General features: G+C 68.4%; 15 protein-coding genes. 6 read left to right on the top strand and 9 right to left on the bottom strand.

The window, feature by feature from the left end:
* Window positions 1-54: 54 nt before the first annotated feature.
* Window positions 55-1428 carry an MFS transporter gene (locus E4J16_RS02345; protein ID WP_136313154.1) on the bottom strand — a complete coding sequence of 458 codons (1374 nt, stop codon included), beginning with the start codon at window positions 1426-1428 and terminating at the stop codon, window positions 55-57.
* Window positions 1429-1734: 306 nt separating this feature from the next.
* On the opposite strand from E4J16_RS02345, the gene E4J16_RS02340 reads away from it, so the two are divergent.
* From E4J16_RS02340 to E4J16_RS15040, 5 genes are all read left to right on the top strand, one after another.
* Window positions 1735-2343, top strand: coding sequence for a TetR/AcrR family transcriptional regulator (locus E4J16_RS02340; protein WP_240038229.1), 609 nt, complete (start codon window positions 1735-1737; stop codon window positions 2341-2343).
* A gap of 384 nt (window positions 2344-2727) precedes the next feature.
* Window positions 2728-3531, top strand: coding sequence for an NAD(P)-binding domain-containing protein (locus E4J16_RS02335; RefSeq protein ID WP_136313153.1), 804 nt, complete (start codon window positions 2728-2730; stop codon window positions 3529-3531).
* A gap of 684 nt (window positions 3532-4215) precedes the next feature.
* Entirely contained in the window at window positions 4216-7233 is a 3018-nt protein-coding gene (locus E4J16_RS02330; RefSeq protein ID WP_204519921.1) for an alpha-L-rhamnosidase, read from the top strand.
* A 143-nt stretch (window positions 7234-7376) separates the two neighbouring features.
* Window positions 7377-8966: a glycoside hydrolase family 43 protein gene (locus tag E4J16_RS02325; protein ID WP_136313151.1), complete on the top strand. Its 1590-nt coding sequence runs from the start codon at window positions 7377-7379 to the stop codon at window positions 8964-8966.
* Between the two features lie 868 nt (window positions 8967-9834).
* Window positions 9835-9981: a beta-xylosidase family glycoside hydrolase gene (locus tag E4J16_RS15040; protein WP_275669598.1), complete on the top strand. Its 147-nt coding sequence runs from the start codon at window positions 9835-9837 to the stop codon at window positions 9979-9981.
* Window positions 9982-10058: 77 nt separating this feature from the next.
* Here E4J16_RS15040 and E4J16_RS02320 read toward each other — a convergent pair whose 3' ends face one another.
* Window positions 10059-10331, bottom strand: coding sequence for a hypothetical protein (locus E4J16_RS02320; protein WP_073329038.1), 273 nt, complete (start codon window positions 10329-10331; stop codon window positions 10059-10061).
* Window positions 10332-10735: 404 nt separating this feature from the next.
* Between E4J16_RS02320 and E4J16_RS15035 the strand changes: the two genes are divergently transcribed.
* Window positions 10736-10879 (top strand): hypothetical protein, encoded by a 144-nt coding sequence (locus E4J16_RS15035; protein WP_168708182.1) that lies wholly within the window; start codon window positions 10736-10738, stop codon window positions 10877-10879.
* A gap of 131 nt (window positions 10880-11010) precedes the next feature.
* Here the strand turns inward: E4J16_RS15035 and E4J16_RS02315 are convergent, their stop codons facing one another.
* The 7 genes from E4J16_RS02315 to E4J16_RS02285 all read right to left on the bottom strand — a co-directional run bounded on the left by E4J16_RS02315 (window position 11011) and on the right by E4J16_RS02285 (window position 23230).
* Window positions 11011-12846, bottom strand: a complete 1836-nt coding sequence (locus E4J16_RS02315; RefSeq protein ID WP_136313150.1) for a DUF5605 domain-containing protein — start codon at window positions 12844-12846, stop codon at window positions 11011-11013.
* A 45-nt stretch (window positions 12847-12891) separates the two neighbouring features.
* Window positions 12892-15336: a glycoside hydrolase family 3 N-terminal domain-containing protein gene (locus E4J16_RS02310; RefSeq protein WP_136313149.1), complete on the bottom strand. Its 2445-nt coding sequence runs from the start codon at window positions 15334-15336 to the stop codon at window positions 12892-12894.
* Between the two features lie 60 nt (window positions 15337-15396).
* Window positions 15397-16605 carry a family 43 glycosylhydrolase gene (locus tag E4J16_RS02305; protein WP_204519918.1) on the bottom strand — a complete coding sequence of 403 codons (1209 nt, stop codon included), beginning with the start codon at window positions 16603-16605 and terminating at the stop codon, window positions 15397-15399.
* Window positions 16602-19541, bottom strand: a complete 2940-nt coding sequence (locus E4J16_RS02300; RefSeq protein WP_136313148.1) for an alpha-L-rhamnosidase — start codon at window positions 19539-19541, stop codon at window positions 16602-16604. The genes E4J16_RS02305 and E4J16_RS02300 overlap by 4 nt, the downstream gene beginning before the upstream one ends.
* A gap of 94 nt (window positions 19542-19635) precedes the next feature.
* Window positions 19636-20487 carry an ATP-binding cassette domain-containing protein gene (locus E4J16_RS02295; RefSeq protein WP_136313147.1) on the bottom strand — a complete coding sequence of 284 codons (852 nt, stop codon included), beginning with the start codon at window positions 20485-20487 and terminating at the stop codon, window positions 19636-19638.
* Complete coding sequence (locus E4J16_RS02290) at window positions 20484-22286, bottom strand: dipeptide/oligopeptide/nickel ABC transporter permease/ATP-binding protein (RefSeq protein WP_136313146.1); 1803 nt, start codon at window positions 22284-22286, stop codon at window positions 20484-20486. Before E4J16_RS02290 ends, E4J16_RS02295 begins: the two co-directional genes overlap by 4 nt.
* A complete protein-coding gene (locus tag E4J16_RS02285) occupies window positions 22283-23230 on the bottom strand; it encodes an ABC transporter permease (RefSeq protein WP_136313145.1) in 948 nt (315 codons plus the stop codon). Before E4J16_RS02285 ends, E4J16_RS02290 begins: the two co-directional genes overlap by 4 nt.
* Window positions 23231-23255 lie beyond the last annotated feature (25 nt).

Raw genomic sequence — 23255 nt, 5'->3', positions numbered from 1 at the left:
CGCCCGGCCGGCCGACGACGACGGTGGCGCGGCAGACCGTCGTCGTCGGCACGGTTACTTGACGCCCCTGACGAACGGCATGAGCAGGGCGCCTGCGAAGACGAGCGCAGCAGCCGTGCCCCACAGCAACGGGTAGTTGTTCGACGCCGGGCCGAGCAGCGTCGGGGCAACGGCCGGCACCAGCACGTTTCCGAGGTTGAGTGCGAGACCGAACACGGCCATGTCCTTGCCCGCGTCGGCCTCGTTGGGCAGGACCTTGGCGCACAGGGCGAGGTCTACCGTCAGGTACATGGGCTGGCCGACGGCGAAGATCATCCAGGCAACCGTGAATCCGGCGACCGTGGTGGATGTGGCGGCGACGATCAGGCCGACCGCCATGATGATGGCGGCGAGGGCGACGAGGGGCCTGAGCATGCCGAGCTTGTCGGAGATCCAGCCGGAGCCGATGAATACGACGATGGACACGGGGGCGCTCATAAGGGACAGGTGCCCGGCCTGGGCACCCGCCTCCGCGGGGCTCATGTGCAGGCCGATGATGAGGTAGAGGACGAAGAATCCGAGGAAGGCCGCCATGCCCGCGCCGGCGAGGAAGCGTGCGAGCCAGACAATGCCGAAGTTCGGGTGCTTGACCGGGTTGACGAACATGTGGGCGAACATGTCCAGGGTGCCGCCCTGCGGGATCTCCTCGCGGCTGTGCTGCGGGTCCTTGTAGAGGAGCAGGAGCGGCAGGGCACTGATGATCGCGAGCGCCGGGGGAACAGTCATGAGCAGGATGGTGGAGATGTCGACGAGGGCGCCGGCGATGTAGGACCCGGCGCTCATCGCGAGTGCGCCGCACAGGCCCATGAAGCCCATGATGCGTCCACGCATGTTGGCGGGAACGCCTTCGACGGGAATGACGGAATAGGCGTTGAATCCGGCCTGGGCGGAGGCGATGCCGACGATGTAGGCGCCGATGATGACGATGGAGCTCGCCGAGTATCCGATGACGAGGAAGCATGTGAAGGCGACGAGGTAGCCGCCTACGATCCAGGGGCGACGGCGGCCGAAGCGCAGGAGAGTGCGGTCACTCAGTGCCCCCACGATCGGGACCACGGCGAGCATGAGCAGGGCGGACAGGGACGTGGCCCGCGAGTAGACCAGGGTGGCCAGCCCCTCATCGATGACGCTCAGGCGCAGCTGCAGAGCCGTGCCCATGCCCATCATCATGATGTAGCCGCCGATGGCGGCGACAAGCACCAGCCAGATCGTCTTGCGCGGGTTGCCGAACTTGGCGGTGATGCGGGCGGCCTCCTCTTCCTCCGGGCTCATGGGGGCGGCCTGCGCGGAGTACATGCCCTCACCGCCACGAGGCTCATAGCCCTCGACGACGGCGGAGGTGTAGGCGTCTTCGGCACCTTCGTGCCTGGTGCTGGGTGGGGTGGTCATTGATCGTCCTTGATATGCGGCCGGCGGCAGTGCCGGCTACGACGCGCTCACGGGAGCCGCAGCGCCTGTCCGTACCACCATAGCTCAAGTTGCACCACCTTGGTCAAGATCTACATCACTTCCAATTCGGTCTACATCACCTTTCTTCGGCGCGCCCGCCCGACCACCCGCACCCTGCGCCACACCGGACGGCTCCGCCACACCGGACCGCCCCGCACGACGATCAACTAGGATCGCCACCCGGGCCGACCGTTACCGCACAGGCCCGCCCCCCGCACACACGACCGGCCAGAGACGAGGTTGACAGTGTCCGCTTCCGACGCCGTCGCCCCTCCGGACGGGCGCACGCGCTACGCCAACGGGGAGCGTCGCCGCGCCGCCATCACCGACGCGGCCATGGAGGTCTTCGCCGAGCAGGGCTACAACAACCTCTCGCTGCGTCAGATCGCCGACGCCGTCGGAGTGAGCCACACTCTGCTGCGCCACCACTTCGGCAAGAAGGAGAAGCTGCTTGAGGCGGTTCTGAAGCGGCGCGAGGAGGCCGAGTCGGAGTGGCGGGCCGCCCTGTTCGCCGAGCACGGCCTGCTTGAAGCGCTCCCCCTGATCATGGAGCACAACGCCTCGATTCCGGGCCTCATCCAGCTCGACGCCGTCATGCGCGCCGAGGCGGTCAATCCAGACCATCCCGCACATGACTACATCGTGGGCCTCGCCCAACGCTTCCGGGCCGCAGTGCGCACCGACCTGGAGCGCGAGCGCAACGCGGGGCGGCTGCGCACCGACGTCGACCTGGACCTGGCCGCCATGCAACTGACTGCACTAATTGAGGGTGTGCAAGCGGAGTGGCTGCTGGACCGCGACGTCGACATGGCCGACGTCGTACGCGACTTCGCCGAACACCTGCGCAGGGCCTAGCCGCCGGCCCCCGGAGCCGCCACCCGCTGCCGAGTTTCCGCAGTCCTGGCGGCGGTCTCCACCACGATCCTGGAGTGCATTCCACGACCTTGGTGACACTTCACGACCTTGGGGTACATTCCACGACCACCCCGGGGTCGTGCAACAGGCACCAAGGTCGTAAAACGCCGCCCGGGGTCGTGCAGTACACGGGACGACGCAAGCACCGCGGACTTCTGGGGCAGCGACGGCGGTACGGGACGGTCCGGGCTCCGCGACATCGGCCGCTCCAAGGTCAGCACCTGGAGGAGAACCACACCCCTTGAGGCGTCACGAGTCTCTGAATACCGTAGCGGGCAGCACTGCCGCACCACGTGCCCGAATCAACCGACGAGAGGAACACCCATGCGGATCGGCATTATCGGAACCGGCAATATCGGCGCCAGCATCGTGCGCGCATTGAGCGCCGCCGGGCACGACGTCGCCGTCGCCAACTCCCGCGGCCCGCAGACCATCCCGGCCGAGCTGCTCGTTGACGGCGCCCGTCCCGTCACGCCCGCGCAGGCGGTCGAAGGCGCCGAGGTGGTCATCCTCTCGGTGCCGCTGAGCGCGATCCCCACACTGGCACCGCTCCTGACCGACCTCCCCGAGGACGCGACCGTCATCGACACCTCGAACTACTACCCGGGCCGCGACGGCACAGACCTACTGCCCGCCGGCATGGTCGAAAGCCTGTGGGTGTCCGAGCAGCTGGGTCGCCCCGTCGCCAAGGCGTGGAACGCCATCGGCTCGGCGTCACTGGCCACCAAGGGCACCCCCGCGGGAACCCCCGGACGCATCGCCCTGCCCGTGGCCGCAGACCGGAGCATCGACAAGCAGCGGGCCATGGCACTGGTCGAGGAGACGGGCTTCGACGCCTTCGACGCGGGCTCCTTGGCCGAGTCGTGGCGCCAGCAGCCCGGAACGCCCGCATACGGCACGGACCTGACGCTCGACTCGCTCCCCGCAGCGCTCGGGCGCGCCGACGCCGAGCGCGCCCCGGAGCGGCGCGACCTGGTGGTCAAGGTGTTCTCGAGCTGGCTCGGTGCCGGCACGAACCCGGACGCGCAGTGGGGAGTCGCCGTTGCGCGCCTCATCTGCGGCGGCCCCGCAGATCCCGCCGACGCCGCCGACCCCTCCAAGGCCGAGGGCTCCACGGCGGAGCACTAGCCGGCCCGAAGCGCGTGGAGCGAGCTGGACTCGCCCCACGCGCTTCGCCGCGCCGTCCTCGCGGTCCATCCCGACCGCAGCTGCGCAAAGGGGATCTTCCGGTTTGTGGGTGTGGTGGTTGGGGTCGGGGCTGCGGTGGGGGTGGTCGTTGTCGGGTTGGCGAGGTCGTCGTCGTTGTCGGTGGGTGGTGCTGGCTTGCGCTGAGTCGTCGGGGCCGTTGGGAGTATCTGGGTGCTGGACCGGGACTGCCGCCATTGACGACGCACGGCAGCGGTCTTGGTGCCCCACTCGACAGGCCCCGGGCGCAGACATGAGCGCTCGGGGTGCGGACCAGGCGTGTTCGCCCGCGCGCACCGGATGACGGTTCGGCACTTCGCGTGACGGTTCGGCACTTCGCGTGACGGTTCGGCACTTCGCCTGACGGTTCGACACTTTGCGCCAACGATTCGGCACTTCCGGCGACGCTACGTACCCCTACCGTACGAACCGTCGCAAGAAAGTACGAATCGCCGACCAGAACATACGAACCCTCACGCGAAGGTACGAACCGTCGCGTCAGCACACAAGCCCCCGGGCCAACACACCCTCAAACGCGAAGAGACCGCAAAGGTTGACGGATCCACCGCGGACCGAATACGCTCACACCCATCCATGAAACGGTTCAACGAAGATCCGGAGGAACTCGTGACCACACACCACCCCGGCCTGCCCAACACCGCCGCTACCGGGAGCTCGGGCTCAGACGCCCCACTCACAGCCACGCCCGGCGCGCCCAACACCAGCCTGCTCACCGCCGCCGCACCCGACGCCGCCGACCCGGTCGGCCCGCTCGCCGCCCCGGAGCGGCTGCGCGTGGACCACCACCGCCCCGATAAGCCCGTCCTCGGCGGCACCGGCCCCACTCCCGCGCTGTCGTGGGAGGTGCCGAGCGCGCCCGTCGGCTGGACCCAGGCCCGCGCCGAGGTCGAGGTGGTCCGCGGGCCCGTCGGCGCGCTCCCCGCCGCCCCGCAGACATTCACCCTGGAGGGGGCCAACTCCCTGTTCGTCCCCTGGCCCGCCCCGCCGCTGAGCTCACGCGAGGGCGCCGCCTGGCGGGTGCGTGTTGCCGGGGAGGACGGAACCTGGTCGCCCTGGTCGGCGCCCGCCGTCGTCGAGACCGGGCTGCTGGAACACGACGACTGGCCCGCCCGCCCCATCACGGCCCCCGGCAACCGGCGCGCCGATCCGGCGCCGGTCATGGTCCGCCGCCTCACCGTCCCCGCCGGCACCACCGCCGCCCGCCTGCACCTGACCGCCGGCGGCATCTACGAGGTCTTCATCGACGGCGTCAAGGTCGGCGCGGACGAACTCGCCCCGGGCTGGACCGAGTACTCCCGGCGCGTCCTCGTGCAGACACACGACGTCACCACCGCGCTGACGCCGGGCGAGCACGAACTCGCCGTCGTCCTGGGCAATGGCTGGTACCGCGGCCACCTGACCTGGGCGATGCGCGAGGCCGTCTACGGGAAGGACCTGTGGCTGCTGGCGCAGGTGGAGCTTAGCGACGGGCAGGACACCACCGTCATCGGCACGGATGAGGCGTGGACCTGGCGCCCCTCCAACGTCACCGCCAACGACCTGTACAACGGCCAGTCCACGGACCTGCGCCTGCCGGCGCTGGGCGAGGCGGAGGCCGAGTCCCCGGTCGCCACCCTCGACCTGCCCCAGGCGGCGCTGGAACCGACCACGCTGCCGCTGCCCACCGTCATCGGCGAGGTGCGGCCCGCGGAGGTCATCACCACGCCGTCGGGCAGGCGCGTGGTGGACCTGGGGCAGAACCTCACCGGGCACCTGCACCTGACCGTCCCCGGCGGCCGGGCCGGGGACGTGGTCACCCTGCGTCACGCCGAGGTCCTCGAGCACGGCGAGCTGGGCACGCGCCCACTGCGAAACGCCGAGTGCACCGACCGCGTCACCCTGGCGGGCACCGGCACCGCCGACCGGCCCGAGGTCTTCACCCCCACCCTCACCCAGCACGGCTTCCGCTACGTGGAGGTCGACGGCTTCCCCGGCGACGACGACGCCCTGCTCGCCTCCGTCACCGCCCGCGTGGTCTCGGCCGGGATGGAACGGGCGGCCTGGTTCACCAGCTCCCAGCCGCTCGTGGACCGACTGGTGGAGAACACCCGCTGGTCCACCATCGACAACTTCATCACCGTGCCCACCGACTGCCCGCAGCGCGACGAACGCCTGGGCTGGACCGGCGACATCGGCGCCTTCGCCCCCACCTCCCTGAGCCTGTACGACGCCGCCGCCTTCCTGAACTCCTGGACGAAGGACCTGGCCGCCGCCCAGACGCCCGACGGCGCCCTGCCGGTGGTCTCCCCCGACGTGCTGGAGGGCAACAAGCTGACCTGCGCCTGGGGCGACGCCATTACCCTGGTGCCCTGGGCGGTCTACGAGGCCACCGGCAATCCAGCCGTGCTGGCGGCAAGCGTGGAGGCGATGAGCTGCTTCGTCGACGGCGTCGACGCCGTGGCCGGGGCCTCCCACCTGTGGCGGGGCGGCTTCCAGTTCGGCGACTGGCTGGACCCCGACGCGCCGCCGGAGGAGCCGGCCGCCGCCAAGGCCGACCCGGACGTGGTGGCCACCGCCTACTTCGCCCGCAGCGCCGGCATCACCGCCCGCGCCTGGGCGATCCTCGGCGACGCCGAGCGCGCCGCCCACTACGAGGCACTGGCCGCGAGCGTGCGGGAGGCGTACCTGGACGCCTACGTCACCGCCGACGGGCTGATCCTGTCCGACTGCGCCACCGTGTACGCCCAGGCGCTGGCCTGGGACCTGCTGGACACGCCGCGGCGCGTGACCGGGGCGGGGCAGCGCCTGGCGGACCTGGTGCGGCTGCGCTCCTTCCGGATCTCCACCGGCTTCGTCGGCACCCCGCTGGTGCCCGCCGCCCTGGTCAGGGGCGGGCAGGCGGCGACGGCGGCCCGGCTCGTTCTGGAGCGGGAGTGCCCCAGCTGGCTGTATCCGGTGACCATGGGCGCCACCACCATCTGGGAGCGCTGGGACTCCATGCTTCCGAACGGGGACATCAACCCCGGGGAGATGACCAGCTTCAACCACTACGCGCTGGGTGCCGTCACCCAGTGGCTGATCACCGACCTGGCGGGCCTGGACGTCGTCGGTGCCGGCGGGCGCGCACTGCGAGTGGCGCCGCAGGTCGGCCACGGCTTCACCTCCGCGAGCGTGGTGCGGCGGCTGCCGCTGGGCACGGCCCGGGTCGCCTGGGAGCTCGACGGCGAGGCGCTGCATGTACGCGTACAGGTGCCGGTCGGCTCCTCCGCGGAGCTGGTGCTGCCCGGTGCCGCGCCGGAGACGCTCGGGCACGGCGTGCACGAGCGCACGGTAAGCCTGCCCGCGCAGCTGCGCGACGGCGGCCGGACGATCCGCACGGTGCGGGACCTCATGGACGATGACGCGGCCTGGGCGCGCGTGGTGGAGGCGGTGGCCGGCAAGCACGGCGCCTACATGGCCGATCCGGCGTCCACGCTCACCGGCTTCCTCACCCACGAGCTCGGCTCGACCGTGAAGGTGATCCCGGGCGCGGCCACCATGTACGGCTTCATCCCCGGCATGGAGGCGGTCAAGGAGGCACTGGATGCAGTGATCGCGGAGGTGGCGCCGGAGGCAGCCGAGGTCCCCGCCGCCCAGCGCGGCTGACCCCCGCCTCGTCCTCCCCTCCCCCTCCCCCTCCCCTCCACCGAGGTCGGTAGATCTTACGTACCGAGGTCGGTCGTTATGGCGGTGGCCGGTGGGCGCCCCGCGCTCACGGGCCACCGCCCCAGCCCCAGAAGGAAAGCGCCATGCCCATCCGCTCCACTCGCCCGATCCTGCCGGGTTACTACCCGGACCCATCCATCTGCCGCGTCGGGGATACGTGCTGGCTGGTCAACTCCAGCTTCGAGTACCTGCCCGGCGTGCCGGTGCACCGCTCCACCGACCTGGTGCACTGGGAGCAGGTCGGCCACGCCTACACGCGTCCGACCGCCCTGCCGCTGCCCGGCGGCGACGCCGGTTCCCAGGGCACCTTCGCGCCCACCATCCGCCACCACGACGGCACCTTCTACGTGATCGTCACCAATATGGGTCAGGACCCGCTGAGCCAACGCATCGTGCGCACCACCGACCCGGCCGCCGGCTGGTCCGACCCGGTGGAAGTGCCCGACACCCCGGGCATCGACCCAGACCTGTGCTGGGACGAGGAGGGCATCTGCCACCTGAGCTGGCGCGGGGTGTCCTTCGAGACCGGCACCGCGGTCTCCACGCTGCGCTCGGTGCCGATCGACCCGGACACCGGCAAACGCCTGGGCGAAGTGGTGGATCTCTGGCAGGGCACGGGCATGCGCGACGCCGAAGGGCCGCACCTGTACCGGCGCCGAGGCTGGTGGTACCTGCTGCTGGCCGAGGGCGGCACCGGCGTCGGCCACTGCGTGACCATGGCGCGCGCCCGCGAGCTGACCGGCCCGTGGGAGCAGCACCCCGGCAACCCGATCCTCACCCACCGCTCCACCGACCATCCGGTGCAGGCCACCGGGCACGCCGACCTCGTCCCGCTCGACGACGCCGGCTGGGACGGAGTTCGCTTCGCCATGGTGCACCTGGGCATCCGCCAGTTGGAGCCCTTCCCCGGCTACCACGTCAATGGCCGGGAGACCTTCCTGGTCGGCGTCGACTGGGAGGGGGACTGGCCGGTCGTCGTCGAGGACCGCTATGCAGAGGCGATCGCCGCGCACGACGGCGCCGACAGTCGTGCCTTCACCGATGTGCTGCGGGGGCGACCGGGCCCGGTGGCCGACGGCGACGCGCCCTGGGATCTGCCCGATCGGTGGATCTCCCCCGGTGGGCTCGCCCGCGCCGCCCTTGCCCGGGACGACGCCGGTCGGCTCACCATCACCGCGCCCGCCGACGACGCCGCGCCGCGTCCGCTGCTGGCGACCCGGTGCCGCGACGTCGGCTGGCGGGCCGAGGTGAAGTTGGAGTGTGGGCCGGGTGCCGTGGTCGAGCTGTGCGTGTACCTGGATCCCGACCACCGCGCCGCGGTGCGCTGGGATGGGGAACGTGTCATCGCCGTCGCGACCGTGGCGCCCTTCGAGCAGCAGTTGGGCGAGTTAAAGGTGCCGGAGGGCTCCACGGTGCGTCTGTGGGCGAGCGCGCAGCTGCCAGAGTCGGGGTTCTTCGGGCAGCAGCTTCCTGACGAACTAGTGCTCGGCGTGGCCCGCAGCGAGGATGCCGCTGGCCCGGGCGGAGGAGGCGGGCGCGGCGTCGAGTTGGGGCGGTTGGACGGCCGCTACCTGTCCACCGAGGTGGCCGGCGGCTTCACCGGTCGGGTCGTGGGTGTGCGCGCCATCAGCGGCACCGCGACGGTGGAGCGCTTCGCCTACCAGCCGCTGTAGACACATCAGGCTCGGACAGAATGAGCCCGATTGACCGGTTGCACACTTCTCCTCGGAGCCCAATCCCACAATCCGCACGATTCCGCGGTTCTACTGAGACCGCCAGCAGCCATGAGCCGCCTCCAGCGTGCAACGAGGCGCCCGTTGCACACTGGAGCATCATCATCCATTTCAAACTCAACCACGTTTTTCGCGTAATACCAACAAATACTACGGGTCAGTCCGGGTCATGCCAACAGTCGTTGCGTGCAACCCCGCCACCTGAGCTCGGGGTTCCTCGGCGAACACCCTGCAGTTCTGGATTATCAGCCCAGGGTCCGCAGGGACAAGGAAAGTGTTGTCGGCGTGGATGTGTGTTGGATCGGGGTTTTTCGTTGAAGTGGCAGGTAAAGGTCGGGGCCAGTCAAGGGTGGGGCGTGATCCGGTACGCCTGGCACTAACAGGCCGCGGTATGTGGTACACGGCTCCGGGATGATCCGTAACGGCGCCATCACTACTGTTTGCCGCTCCTCGGTTGGCCTCGCGACTGCGGCAGGTGGCTGTGGGGCGGGCTGCCTGACTGCCGCGGAGTTGCCAGGGGTCGTGTTCGGGCATGGAAGGTCGTATTCGGTGGGTGGGGGTCGTCCTCGGGTGTAAGGGGACGTTGTCGGTGACCATGGACGGGGTCGTCCTCGGACGCAAGAAGGGGGTTGTGGGGTCGGTGAGGACGTATTCGACCATCGCCCATCGGCCGAGAACGTCCTCGTAAGCCCGAACCCCTCATCATTCGGTAGGGATTGGGGTACACGAGGTCGTACTCGGCGCGTGCGGGACGTTTTCGGGCGTACCAGGTCGTACTCGGCCCGTGTAGGTCGCACTCGGGGCGAGCCTGGACGGGCGAGACGTAGAGCTGGGGCGGTTGGACGGCCGCTACCTGTCCACCGAGGTGGCCGGCGGCTTCACCGGCCGGGTCGTGGGCGTGCGCGCCATCAGCGGCACCGCGACGGTGGAGCGCTTCGCCTACCGACCGCTTTAGGTGCACGGGAGGCGGCCGGAAGGAGCGCCTCGACCGTTTGCTCGCTGGAGGGAAGATGCGGATTGGAGCGTCGCCATTCAGGACGCGAGTTCGCGTTCGAGGATCTCGCGCAGCAGTTGGCTTCGGGTCTCCCCACGCGCCTGCGCCCTGCGGTCCAGCGCATCGCGTCGGGAACGCGGCACCTTGAAGGCGACCGTTACGAGTTCCTCCTCAGACAGCCGCGGGCGCCCGGGCGGGCCCACGACGAAGGCGCCCGGCTCGCCCGGAAAGTCGCCGCGTTCGGCCGCCCGCGCGAGTGCCTCAATGTCATCGTCTGTGAGCGTCCTGCCGCTCTTGGTCGTGTACTTCATCACCGGTTCCTCCTAACCGAGCCCGAGTTCGATTGCCGCGAGCCGTCCAGGGCATAAGGCCCCAGTGCGTCTACTGCGCTGATCGGACGTCTACTACGCGGGTTCGCCGTCGGTTGTATGCCTCCGGAACCTTCAGCAAACCGCTAACCAGCGTACCCAACAGCGAAGTGGCGTAACTGAAGAAAAAAAAGAGACAGCCAGTGCAGCCCCTGATACACGCCGGGACGTCCAGATAAGTGATGGCGGCCCAACTCGTCGCGCTATGAACGTTGCGGTCATAGCCGATACCCCTCCGATTACTGCCACACCGGTCATATACGCTTGAGATGCCTTCTTCGGCACCTCCTCCCGGAACGCTTCATGTCCTTGCCGGGAAGGTAGGAGCCAGGAAGGAGGTGGGGGCTGTGGCCAAGTCGAAGGACAAGCGTCGCAAGGTCCGCAGGGACAAGGAAACGGCCCGGCAGACGAGCGAGCTGATCAGTGCTGTCGCTCGTCTAGTCCGGGCCGTCGGTGTCCTTGCCGACGCCCTCGGCAGGTGGTTCAACTGAACTATCTGCCTCGGGGAGTCATCCGGGTTGCATCCGGGTGGCTCCCCACCATTATGCGTCCGCGGTCTTCCGGTGGGCAAGGTGAATCATCAGAGCATCAACGTCCACGGCGACTCCGAATGACCGCTGGATCAGTCGCAGCGCACGCGCACGGCCATCCAGGGGCGGCTGGGCAGTGCCACCTCCACGCTTCCGCTCGCGCCGGTGGCGACTTGTTCGATTGTCATGTTCCAGGTGTCGATCACATCGATCGCCGCGGTGCGGCCCTGGGGAACCGTCACGGCGCTCCGGTAGGGCTGAGCACCGCCGAAGTAGGTCAACATGTAGTCATCCCCATCGACGGCAGTCTTCGTGCCCAGGCCGGGAGGCGCAGGCAGCAGCCGCCCACGCGGCGCCTCCTGAATGAGCCGGCGCAGGAAGGCAATGCGTTTCCAGCTCTCACCCCGCAGGACACCGCCGTGGGCCCACCAGATCCCCTCCTCATGGAAGTAGGTCTCACCGTGGGTCATGCCGGCACCGCGAATAATGCCCTCCCAGAAGCGGCGCAGCTCCTCCTCAGCGGTGAGGTTTCCCCACTCGTGCTCCAGGTTGCCCTCATAACCGTATTCGTCGATGACGACCGACTTGCCGAAGCGGTCGCGCAGCTCGTCCACCTTGCGTCCCATCTCGTAACCGCCGCCCTGGAAGGACACGTGACTGACCCAGTCGGCGGAGGCGTCGAAGGGCTCGAAGATGTTGTGTACGCCGATGGGGTGCCCCACCGGGTCCTCCTCCACCACAATCCGCCCCAGACGGTCCCAATCCGAGAGGCGCTTAGTTGTCAGCAGCTCGTACTCGTTGGCCATGGACCACCACACGTTGGGGAAGGCGGCCAAACGCCGGACCACGTGCCTCAGGTAGGCGTCGTCGACGTCCGGAGTCATCTCCGCGAAGCCCCAACGGTCGTAGGGGTGAAAGAGGATGAGATCGGCGATGATCCCGAGGTGCCCCAGTTCCCGCACGCACTGCTCAAGCTTGTCGAAGAAGTCTGCATCGAACGCGTCCCAGTCCCACTCGCGCGCCCCCGCTCCGGCCGAGCGAAAGGGGACGGACTCCGGATCGGCGTGGTTGTAGTCGTAATGCTTAGGGAAGATGCACATGCGGAGCTTGTTGAAGCCGCTGGACTCCAGCGTCTCCACGGTGCGGCGGCGCATGTCGGCACCCTGATGAATCCAGGCGTAAGCGGTGGTACCCAGCGGTGTGAAGGGGGCGCCGTCGGCATGGGTGAACTGCCCGTCGACGACGCGCACGGGACCGTGTTCGCCAGCGGCCGCCGGCTCGACGGAGACATCCGTTTCAAGCGGGTCGGCTGCGGCGATGCCGTCGACGCACAGGTGCCAGTTGCCGGGATGCTCGGGCAGGAAACGCATCACCAGTTCTTCCCCGCGGCGGTAGAAGGCGCGAGAGGTCACCTCGGTGTGGGACCCGCCTTCTGGGTGACTCCCGGCTGCGTCCCCACCCGCCGCAGTCCCGGCGTCGTTGGCGACGACGGCGAGGCTCGCACCCTCACCCCGGGTGAGCGTCGCCGTGAGACTGACGCTTCCGGCGGCCTCGACGTCGCGCAGTATGGCGGCCGCACCGGGGACGGTGACAGTCACCTCGACCGGCACGTAGCAGCGGGCCGACACCGGGGCGCTCAATCGTGCTCGCGCCTGCTGTTCTAGCGTTGGCGCGGCGAGCGGGCGGGCCGCGCGGCGCACGGGCAGCACAGTGGGATCCTCGAGTTCGGCGAGCTCGGCGAGGAGCTCGGCACGCGCGGGGTTGTCCCAGCCGAGCGTGATCCCCAGCAGCCCGCCGATGGGAAACTCGGGGTGTTCGACGGCGACCTGGAGGTCGGTAAGCCACGGGATGCCGTGTTGAAGGAGAGCGCGTGCCTGCGGCACGCTGAGGACCGCCCCCAGGGTGGATTGCGGGCTGAAGTGGTTCATAGCAATCGCCTCCGACGATGTGAATGAGGATGACAGCCGCATCCGTCACGGCTGCTCGATGCGAGCGGGTGCGCGCAGAGTGCGGTGGCGCCCAACGACGGCGTCGGACCCGGTGACTCGGAAGGATGCCTCTGCACGCACATTATCGCTGGAGGAGCCCACCCGCAGATCCACATCTCCGGCCTCGACCATCCAGTGCATGTCCCCGTCCAGCAGGGCCAGCAGGCTCGGAGCCACCTCGAAAACAACGATGGCAGACTCACCGGCCGCAAGTTCGATGTGCTGGAAGCCGATTAGTTCCTGAACGGGACGAGTCGTCGTGGCGTAGCGGTCGGTGGCGTAGAGCTGGACTATCTCGGTGCCGGTCCGTTCCCCGGTATTGGTCACCGTGACGCGTGCCGACACAGTGCCGTCGGGCGCGATGGAATCAGCGTCCAACTCAAGTTCGGAGTATGCGAAAGACGTGTAGGACAGGCCGTGTCCGAACGCATAACGCGGAGTGTGAGGCATGTCGACGTACTCGGGAAAACCCACCGACTCGCCCTGATGCCACTGGGAACCGTTGGGGTGGTTGTAGTAGACCGGCACTTGTCCGGCGCTGCGGGCGACGGACACGGGCAGGCGCCCGGTAGCGTCGACGGCGCCGGTCAGGACGTCAACGATGGCTTGTCCCCCGACCTCGGCCGGGTTCCACACCTCAAGTAGGGCGCTGAGCCCATCGGCGGCATCGGAGGAGACGGGCCGACCATCCATGTGAATGCCGATGGCGGGAACGCCGAGCGCTTCGATCCGTCGCAGCAGCCCCTCCTGCGAGGCGGGCAGACCCACCTCCGTCGAATCGATTCCCTCACCCATTGTGGCAATGGAACCCGTCCCGTTCTTGCCGCCGAGCATGAGAATGACGAGGTCTGTATCCGTTGCCGCCGTAAGCGCTTCCTCATACCCGGCGTCGGAGTCTCCCGCGACTTCGTATCCACGTACCCAATCGATCTCGCTGTTGGCCAGGCGCTCACGCAACTCATCGAGGATACAGCGGGCATCGGGGTGGAAGGCGCCCAGGATGGCGTCGAATTCCTCCCGTTCGTCGGACTGGACGGGCGTTCCGGGAATCGTGTCGTATCCGGTGGTTGTCTCGGCCTCGGCATCGATGGTGCCGGCCATGGAGGCACGCGCGGCCAGCACGCCCTCGGCCATGGACTCGTGCGTGTAACCGGCGAAGTGGAAGCGGGCATTCACGGCCTGGGGGCCGACGACGAGCACGCGTCCGGGGGCGCGGTCGCCCGTCGCGGGGAGCGGCAGGATACCGTCGTTGCGCAGCAGCACGATGGACTCGCGGGCGCTGCGCAGGGCGGTCTCACGGGCCCGCTCGCGAGCGACTCCGGTGAAGGGGACCGTCAGTCCGGCCCCCTCGCGGGCGTAGGGATCCTCGAACAGTCCCATGCGGAACTTGGCCTCCAACACTCGGCGCACTGCACGATCCAGCGCGGCCATGTCCGCCCGGCCGGAGTCGAAGCGGGCGGCAAGCTCATCGTTGAACCCCTGGATTTCATGCCATTCGGCATCCATGCCGGCGGTAAGGGCGCGTTGCCCCGCGTCGGCGAAGGTCGCGGCGACCTTCTGGAATGCGTGCATGTTGCCGATGGCGCCGTAGTCGGAGACGACCACACCCGTGAATCCCATCTCCTCGCGGAGCAGGCCGGTGAGCAGGCTGCGGGAGCCGGATGCGACTTCGCCATTGATCGAGTTGTAGCAGGGCATGACGCCCCCGAGCCCGGCATTAATAGCAGCCTGGAAGGGCTTGGCGTAGACCTCGCGCAGGAGGCGGGCGGTCACGGGTGCGTGAGCACCATGGATACCCCCCTCTGAGCCGTGGAAGCCGACGAAGTGCTTGGCAACCGCCTCGGTGCGCCGGCCGGTGCCGTCGTCGGCCTGAAGGCCACGGGTGAAGGCGGCACCCAGGGCACCGGCCAACGTGGGGTCCTCGCCGTAGGCCTCGCCGAAACGTCCCATGCGGGGGTCTCGGGCGATGTCGAGTACTGGGGCAAGGGAATAGGTGATGCCGACAGCCCGTTCCTGAGCGCCGACGATCCGTCCGAGTTCCTCCTCCAGCTCCGGGTCGAAGGAGGCGCCGCGACCGATTCCGTTGGGGAGGGAGACGGCACCGGGCAGATACGCGCCGCAAACGGCCTCCATGTGGAAGGCCGCGGGGATGCCGTGGGGCTGACGGGCAATGATCTCGGCCTGGAGGCGGCGCTGGAACGCCGCTACCTCGGCAATATCGGTGACTCGTCGCATTTCCAGGGTGGTGACGTGACCGACTCCGAGCGGCGTCCCCGCGACAACGGCCTGGATGTCCGTGTCGGCGTCGCAGCTGCGGGGGAACACGCATTGCAGCTGGCTGAGCTTCTCGGCCGTTGGCATGTCTGCGAGTAGACGGTCGGCGCGTTGCGCCGGACTGAGGCTGGTGTCCAACCAGGGTGCGCTGTGCATTCGGGGTCTCCTTATCGGGTCGTGTATTTGCAGGCAATCTGTTGCGGCCGCAGTCGGCGGTCAGTCGAAGTCCTCGACGCGCCACTCGTCGTGCCAGTCGATCCGGACGCGGTCGTCGTCAAAGCGAATCGGGAGCCAGACATAGTCGGCCACGGCGGTGTCGGCGCCATTCAGTTCATAGAGAGAGGCCTCGACGGCGGGGCTGGGCGCGGGGTCCAGGATTGTCTCGGCGTCGGCGCGCTGCCCGCCCATGGGCCTGAACCGCTCGGCGAAGCCCTGCTGCACCAGGCGGGCGTCACCGTTCCAGGCGGGCAGCCAACGGTCGGCCAACGCGATGTACAGGTCCTGTTTGCCCGGATGCCGGAAGACCGACGAGATCTGCGAACGGTAAGAGGTTCCGGTGATATCACCGGCGTGTGGATCGCCCTGCTCACTCCACGGCCCGTGGTAGCTGGGAGCGGTTGCGACCATGGATGGGTTGGGCAGGTAGCCGGTGGTCCCAGAGGTGATCAAATAGTGGCGCCCTCCCCGCTCGAAGTATGCGGGGGCCTCACGCACGTAGGGAGGTTGCAGCCGGGGGAAGTGGGTGGAGTAGTAGCCGGTGACGTCGGTGTAGTCGGTGGTGAGGTCGGCGCAGATCAGTTCGGAGTGGACCCGTTCGTAGTAGTAGTAGCCCTTGGCGTCGGTGGGGTCCACGACCAGGTCGAAGTCGCCGGCGTTCATGCCCAACGGCTTGAAGTCTCGGTGTGCCATCCGGTAGGGGCCGAGCAGATTGTCCGCAACCAGCACGCTGGAGCGCTGCCCGTGTCGGCTCATGACCTTGACCCAGCATACGAACAATCCCGTCTCCGCATTGAAGACGATGTGTGGACGGTCCAGCTTCGCGGCCGGGTGGAGCGGGGAGGAGGGATCGTCCGGCTCCGGCGGGATGATCAGCCCACAGTCCTCCCAGTTGTACAGATCGGTGGAGCGGTAGGCGCGCACACCCCAGTGCCAGGTGGAACCGTCGGGGGTGGTGCGCTCCTTGTTCTCGCCGTACCAGTAGTAGACGCCGTCGACGACGATGATTGATCCGCCATGGGCCTGGATGCGTTTGCCCTCGGTGTCGTACCAGGGACGTCCGGGAGTGAAGCAGGTGCGGCGACACACACGCCCCGCATCCGGTAGGGACTCCGGGTGAATGGGCGGAAATGCTGCGACGTGGAAAGGTGACGCATCCGCATCATTCGTGCCGGCCACTGGCGGGTGGTTCGGAACGTTCATGCTCATCGCAGCTCCTTGATGGCAGCACCTATCACGGTCTCGATCCGCTCCCGCAGGCCAGGTGGGGCGAAACGGGGGTCAGGCGTCAACTCGGGGGCGATGGTCGACGGCGGCCGGTCGAGCAGCGGTCGCATGCGACGAGCCAGACCGGCGGAGTCGACGGTGAGGTCCCCGGCGTCCGCCATTACTGCGATGAGCGCCTCCCAGGCGGCGGGGTCGTCCATGAGTTCGCGCACGGTCCGGGGGCGCGGCCGCTCGCGGGCGGGCAGCGGCGCCGCGAAGGCATGATGGCCGGGGCCGATGTCCACGGCCGCAGTGTCCGGTGAGTCGTCGGGCAGGCGGACCGTACCGGTCACGCCAACGGGCAGGTCCGCCGTGAGCTCCAGGACGCCGTTGTGAACCTCCCAACTCACGGCGATCCGACCGTAGGGACTCAGGTGGCTGGTGGCGGCGGAGGTGACGCCGTCGATGGGCGCAGGCGCGATCTCAACGTGCCCCCACCCCGGTACTGCGGGCGACAGTCCCGCCAGGCCCCGGTGCAGCCAGTCGGCGACGGCGCCCAGCGCGTAGTGGTTGAAGCTGGTCATCTCCCCGGGGTTGATGTCCCCGTTGGGCAACATGGAGTCCCAGCGCTCCCAGATGGTGGTGGCCCCCATGGTCACCGGGTACAGCCATGATGGGCACTCGGTCTGGAGCAGCAGACGACCGGCTACGTCGGCGTGCCCGGTGGCGACCAGGGCCGGGATGACCAGTGGGGTGCCGACGAAGCCGGTGGCGATGTGGAATCCTGACAGGCGCACCAGATCAGCCAGGCGCTCCCCGGCGAAGGCCCGCTGCTGCGCGGTCGGAAGCAGGTCCCAGCAGATGGCGAGCGCGTAGACGGTCTGGGCGTCGGAGTGGATCCGCCCGGCAGGGGTGACGAAGGCGCGGTTGAAGGCGGCACGTGCTTCATCGGCCAGACGCCGGTAATGCGCTGCGACGACGGCCTCGTTAAGTCTGTCTGCCGTGTCGGCGACGACGCGGGCTGAGCGGATGAAATAGGCGGTGGCGACCACGTCGGGGTCGGCCTTGGCATCGGCCGGACGGTCCGGCGGGGCGGTGGGATCCAGCCAGTCGCCGAACTGGAATCCACCAGACCAGATGCGGTCCTCCCCGGCCAGCGTGGCCACGCGGTCCACCCAGGCGCGCATAGAGGGCAGCTGGGCACGCAGCACCTCAGGGTCGCCCGTGGCCTCGTAGACGGCCCAGGGCACCAGGGTGGCGGCGTCTCCCCAGGCGGCGGCGGGAGCATGCTTCACGGTCGGCTCGAAGGTGGGGGTGAAGTGCCGCACGCCTCCGTCCTCGTACTGCTCGGCTGCGAGGTCGATCAGCCAGGACTGCAGGAACGAGGTGGTGTCGAACAGGTAGGCGGCGGTGGGTGCGAAGACCTGAATGTCTCCGGTCCAGCCGAGCCGTTCGTCGCGCTGGGGGCAGTCGGTGGGGATGGAGACGAAGTTGCCGCGTGTCGACCACACGACGTTGTCATGCAGTTGGTTCAGGAGCGGATGGGAGCAGCGGAAGGCGCCGGCCGGTTCCAGGTCGGAGCCGATGATTACCAGTTCGACATCCTGGGCGGCCAAGTCCGGAATACCGGAGACCTCGGCGTAGCGCAGACCGTGGAGGGTGAGCGTGGGCTGGAGAACATGTTCTCCAGCGTCGGGCAGGATCCAGGTGTCGGTGGCGCGTGCCGCTCGCAGGGGGCGGATACCGAGTTCACCGTCCTCGAGGACCTCAGCATGGCGGATGGTGATCTCGGTGCCGGATTCCAGTCCGCGTACGGTCAGGCGGACGACGCCGACGGCGTTCTGTCCGAAGTCGACCAGAGTCTTGCCGCTCGGCGAGTTCCAGACCCGCTGGGCGGGCAGAGCGCCGGTGGGACGAATGCGGGGTGCGGCATGGGGGATGAGCTGTGGGGCTGTGGCTCCGCGGGTGGTGCCGGACGGGGTGGCAGGAACTATCTCAACACGGTGCTCAGCAGTCTCTTCTGCATTGATGGACCCGTCTGTCAGGCGCAGGTCCGTGGTCTGCCCGTCGTAGAGGTCGTCGGCGACGACGGCGGACTCGCGGGCGGTCCAGGACTCGTCGGTGGCGAAGACGGTTCGAGATCGATCGTCGTGAATAAGTTCGAGTTGAGCGGCTAGGGCGAGTCGGTCGCCGTACACGGCCGAGTCTCCCAAATAGCCCAAACGACCGCGCCACCAGCCATTGCCAAGGAGGACGTCGAGGGTGTTAGTGCCAGGGTGCAGCATGTCGGTGACATCCCAGGTGACCACCTGGAGGCGATGGGTGTAGGAGGTCCAGCCGGGGTTCAGGAGAGAGTCGTCCACGCGGACGCCGTTGATGCGGGGCTCGCAGATCCCGTGGGCAGTGGCCCGTAGACGGGCTGCGAGCAGACCTTCCGGTACCTCGACCGTCCGGGAGATTACGGGCGCCCGCTCGCCGACGCCGCCAATGCCGACCGGGGAGATGAAGGCACCCTCCCATTCGGCGTCGTCGAAGAGGGCGGCCTCTACCTCCGCCGGGGCCGACCAGGGCGACCAGGCCGCGACTTCGGCGGGCTCGGGCGAGTCGGGACGCGCCGCGTCGCCGCCGGTGGGGGTGGAGGCGACGTCACCCGCTCCCCCGCGCACGCGGACGCGGAGGGTTGCCGCCTGGCGAGAGGCGAGCGGCGCAGTCGGCCAGGGCACGAGGATCTGCTCGGCGGATTCGACCGTGACGCGCGTGCTGTTTCCGTCGGTGCTGGTCACCTCGACCTCGTAGGCGTCCTGCCGCCAGCCGGCCGGCGCACCGATCACGCGCCAGGACAGTCGTGGGGCTGCGGTTTCTACGGCCAGGAGCCGGCTGGTGGCGCGGTGGTGCTCGAAGCGCAGGGCGACGACGGACGGGGCGGCGGGTACGGACATTGCGGGGTCTCCGGTGGCGAAGTGGGCGGTGTGAGCGGTAGGGGTACCGTGCCCGGCGGTGGCGACGAGGACCGGCCGCCGGGCGCGGCAACGTTCAGGCGGTGCGGGCGAGTGCCAGGCGCGCCTCGCGCCGGGCGCGCTGTTTGACCGGGTCGGCGACGGGCGCGGCCATCTGCAGGCGGTGCGTGTACTCGTGCGCCGGGGCGGTGGCGACCTGGTGCGCGTCACCGAGCTCGACGACCCGCCCCTTCAGCAGCACGGCGATGCGGTCGCTGACCCGGTTGACCACGCCCAGGTCGTGGCTGATGAACAGGTAGGCGACGCCGGTGGCCTGCTGGATGTCCTCGAAGAGTGTTAGCACTCGCGCCTGGGTGGTGACGTCCAGGGCGGAAGTGGGCTCGTCACAGATGATCACGGCGGGGTCCAGCGCGAGCGCCCGCGCGATGGCGATGCGTTGGCGCTGGCCGCCGGAGAACTCGCGGGGGTAACGCCCCGCGGTGTCCGCAGGCATGTTGACGGCGTCGAGCAGCTCCAGGACTCGTTTCCGGGAGTTCTCAATGCCGGCGGCCTGCAGGGGCTCGGTGAGAATGTCGCCGATTCGCATGGCGGGGTTCAGTGAGGTGTACGGGTCCTGGAAGACGACCTGAATGTCTCTGGCGATGGCGCGGCGCTCGGCACGGGAGACATTGGAGATGCGTCTGCCGCGGAAGCGGATTTCCCCGCCGGAGACGGGGGCCAGGCCAAGGATGGCGCGACCAATGGTGGTCTTACCGGAGCCAGACTCGCCGACCACGGAAAGGGTCTCGCCTGCGTGCAGGTCAAGGCTGACGCCGTGGATCACGGTGGTGCCCTGCCCGCGCCTGGCACCCGGGAAGGTGACGACGAGTTCATCGACTTCCAGGAGTGGAGTGCCGGTGGACTTGGCTTGGGCCTTCGTACTGGTCATGACTCGACCTCCATGAGCTCGACGCTGAGGGAGGAGGACAGCAGGTCGCGCGTGTACTCCTCGCGGGGGTGGGCGAACAGGGACTCGACGTCCTGGGTCTCGATGATCTCCCCGTCCTTCATGACCGAGACGGTGTCGCACAGGTCGGCGACGACACCGAGGTTGTGGGTGACGAAGATGAGGGCTAGGCCGCCCTCGCGGGCAAACTCGCGCAGCAGATCCAGGACCTCGGCCTGTACGGTGACGTCCAGGGCGGTGGTCGGCTCGTCGGCGACGATGACATCCGGCTCGCATGCGAGTGCACCACAGATGAGCACCCGCTGGGCCATGCCACCGGAGATCTCGTGCGGATACAGGCCCATGACGCGTTCGGCGTCGTCGATGCCGACGGAGTGCAGCAGGGAGATGGTCCGCTCCCGTATCTGATCCTTCGACAGATCGGTAACGGCACGCATGCCGTAGGCGAGTTGCTTCCCGATGGTGAAGGACGGGTCGAGGTTGCTCATGGGCTCCTGAGGCACGTAGGCGACCTTGTGTCCGCGGGTGGCCTGCATGGCGCCCTCGTCGGCAAGTACGTCGACGCCGTCGATCATGATCGTGCCGCCCAGTTTGAGCGCCTCCTTGGGGAGGATGCCCAGCACAGAGAAGGCGATCTGTGACTTGCCGGATCCAGATTCCCCGACGAGCCCGTGAATCTCTCCCTTGTGCACATCCAAATCGATACCGTGGACGACCTCCCGGAAACCACTGTCGGTGGTGTAGCCGACGCGCAGACCGCGGATGGAAACGGCGGCCTGCGGGTCCGGGGCGGCGACGACGTCGTCCCGGTGAGCGGCGATGGTGACCTCCAGCGCATCGCGGCGCTGGCGGCGGGTGACGACGCGCGCCCGGGCGGAGGCCTGAAGCGCATCGGACAGGGCATTACCCAGGAGGATGAGGGCGAGGATGGTCACCGAAATGACCAGAGCCGGCCAGAGGACGGCGACGGGGTTGTTGTAGATGCCGTTGAAGGAGACCTGGAGCATGACGCCCCAGGAGACGCCGGCCGAATCGCCGAGCCCGAGGAACGACATTCCCGCCTCGGTGCCGATGCCGGAGGCGAGGATGAAGGCGCCCTGGATGACGATGGGGGCGCGCACGGCCCACAGGATGTGGCGACCGATGATGCGGGCGTCGGACAGCCCGACAACGCGGGCCGCGTCGACGTAGAGCTCGTTGCGTACCGAGACGACCACAGAGCGCACCAGGCGGTAGTAGGTCGGCGCGGTCAGCAGGCCGAAGACGGCCATCATGACCGGGATGTTCGGGCCGGTGACCGCGTACAAGGCGATGAGCAGGATGATGGAGGGCAACGACATCAGCACGTCGGTGACAAAGCCGGCCACGGTTTCGAAGCGGCCGCGGTAGAAGCCGGCCACGAGTCCGCTGCTCACGCCCACCAGTAGGGAGACGCCGAGCATCAGCAGGCAGGAGATGACGGTCTGCCGGGACCCCCAGATGAGGCGGGAGAGGATGTCACGTCCCGAGCCGTCACCGCCGAGCGGGTGCCCGGGGGTACCTGGCGCGGCGTTGGTGGCTGCGAGGTCGGTGACGTTCGGACCGTACCGAGCCAGCAGCGGGGCGAAGACGGCGGTGAGGACGACCGCTGCCACAATGAGTAGACAAATGTCCGCGAGGGGGTTGCGCAGGAGTCGGAGTAATACGCTGCTATCCGCGCTCTCTCTGCCATCGCCGCCGGACGTGTCTGTAACAGTATCTGAGACGTTTGTTTCGGTTGTGGGAGTGGTTGGCGTGCTCATCGTGTTCTCGCCTTCGGGTTGAGGAGGGTGATCGCCAGGTCGCCCAGGAAGTTGACGACCAGTACGATGACAGCGGTGACCAGGACGGTCCCCATGACCATGGGTACGTCGAATATCTGCGCCGAGGAGTTGGCGAGCTGTCCCAGACCCGGGAGGGCGAAGACCTGCTCGATGAATACCGCCCCGCCCAGGAGGGAGAAGACGGTGAGGCTGAGGACGGTCAGCCCCGGTGCGGCGGCGTTGCGCAGCACGTGGCGGAAGATGACGGCTCGCTCGCTCACGCCGCGGGCGCGCAACGTGCGCACGTAGTCCTTACCGAGCTGATCGAGGGTGGCGGTTCGGAACTGCTGAGCAGCGCTGGAGACGGCACCGATGAGCAGGGCAAGCACGGGCAGGGTGATGGACGCGGCCCACCCTCCCAGAGAAACGTCCGGGGATACATAGCCGGTGGCGGGCAGCACCCGCCAGAAGATCGCGAACAGGAATACCAAGACGATCGAGGTGATGAATGAGGGCACCGCAGTTCCGAGGATTGAAAGGAATTGGAGGACCCTGTCGATCCGACCGCCCTTGACCGCCGCGGTGACTCCCAGCAGTACGCTGAGCAGCGCCGTGAGGACGAGCGCGACAGCGGTGATGGCCAGGGTGACGGGCACGCGCGTGGCCAGGGCCTCGGTCACGGACTGACCGGTGTAGAAGGAGCGGCCGAGGTCTCCGGTGAACAGCCCCTGCACCCAATGCCCGTACTGAACCAGGAGGGGTTGGTCGAGCCCTAGTTCGACCATCTTGGCGGCCACATTCTCTTCGGTGACTTCGGCCTGCATCCCCATGACGGCGCGGGCGATGCCCGGGCCGTTGCCGTACATGAGGAAGAAGACCACGAAGGTGACGACCGCGAGCACGACCACCGATCGCAGCAGGTTCCTCCATACCGAGGTAAGCATGATCAATACTTCCTGTCTGGTTTTC

Source organism: Actinomyces procaprae, from assembly GCF_004798665.1.
Taxonomy (GTDB): domain Bacteria; phylum Actinomycetota; class Actinomycetes; order Actinomycetales; family Actinomycetaceae; genus Actinomyces; species Actinomyces procaprae.
Note: the sequence above shows the minus strand (reverse complement) of the source record. Positions and strands in the feature narration are given on the sequence as shown.

What these genes read in the sequence shown, in the direction of transcription:
- E4J16_RS02345 (WP_136313154.1), bottom strand. Translation starts at nt 1,428, where the DNA reads ATGACCACCCCACCCAGCACCAGGCACGAAGGTGCCGAAGACGCCTAC.
- E4J16_RS02335 (WP_136313153.1), top strand. Translation starts at nt 2,728, where the DNA reads ATGCGGATCGGCATTATCGGAACCGGCAATATCGGCGCCAGCATCGTG.
- E4J16_RS02325 (WP_136313151.1), top strand. Translation starts at nt 7,377, where the DNA reads ATGCCCATCCGCTCCACTCGCCCGATCCTGCCGGGTTACTACCCGGAC.
- E4J16_RS02320 (WP_073329038.1), bottom strand. Translation starts at nt 10,331, where the DNA reads ATGAAGTACACGACCAAGAGCGGCAGGACGCTCACAGACGATGACATT.
- E4J16_RS02315 (WP_136313150.1), bottom strand. Translation starts at nt 12,846, where the DNA reads ATGAACCACTTCAGCCCGCAATCCACCCTGGGGGCGGTCCTCAGCGTG.
- E4J16_RS02310 (WP_136313149.1), bottom strand. Translation starts at nt 15,336, where the DNA reads ATGCACAGCGCACCCTGGTTGGACACCAGCCTCAGTCCGGCGCAACGC.
- E4J16_RS02305 (WP_204519918.1), bottom strand. Translation starts at nt 16,605, where the DNA reads ATGAGCATGAACGTTCCGAACCACCCGCCAGTGGCCGGCACGAATGAT.
- E4J16_RS02300 (WP_136313148.1), bottom strand. Translation starts at nt 19,541, where the DNA reads ATGTCCGTACCCGCCGCCCCGTCCGTCGTCGCCCTGCGCTTCGAGCAC.
- E4J16_RS02295 (WP_136313147.1), bottom strand. Translation starts at nt 20,487, where the DNA reads ATGACCAGTACGAAGGCCCAAGCCAAGTCCACCGGCACTCCACTCCTG.
- E4J16_RS02290 (WP_136313146.1), bottom strand. Translation starts at nt 22,286, where the DNA reads ATGAGCACGCCAACCACTCCCACAACCGAAACAAACGTCTCAGATACT.
- E4J16_RS02285 (WP_136313145.1), bottom strand. Translation starts at nt 23,230, where the DNA reads ATGCTTACCTCGGTATGGAGGAACCTGCTGCGATCGGTGGTCGTGCTC.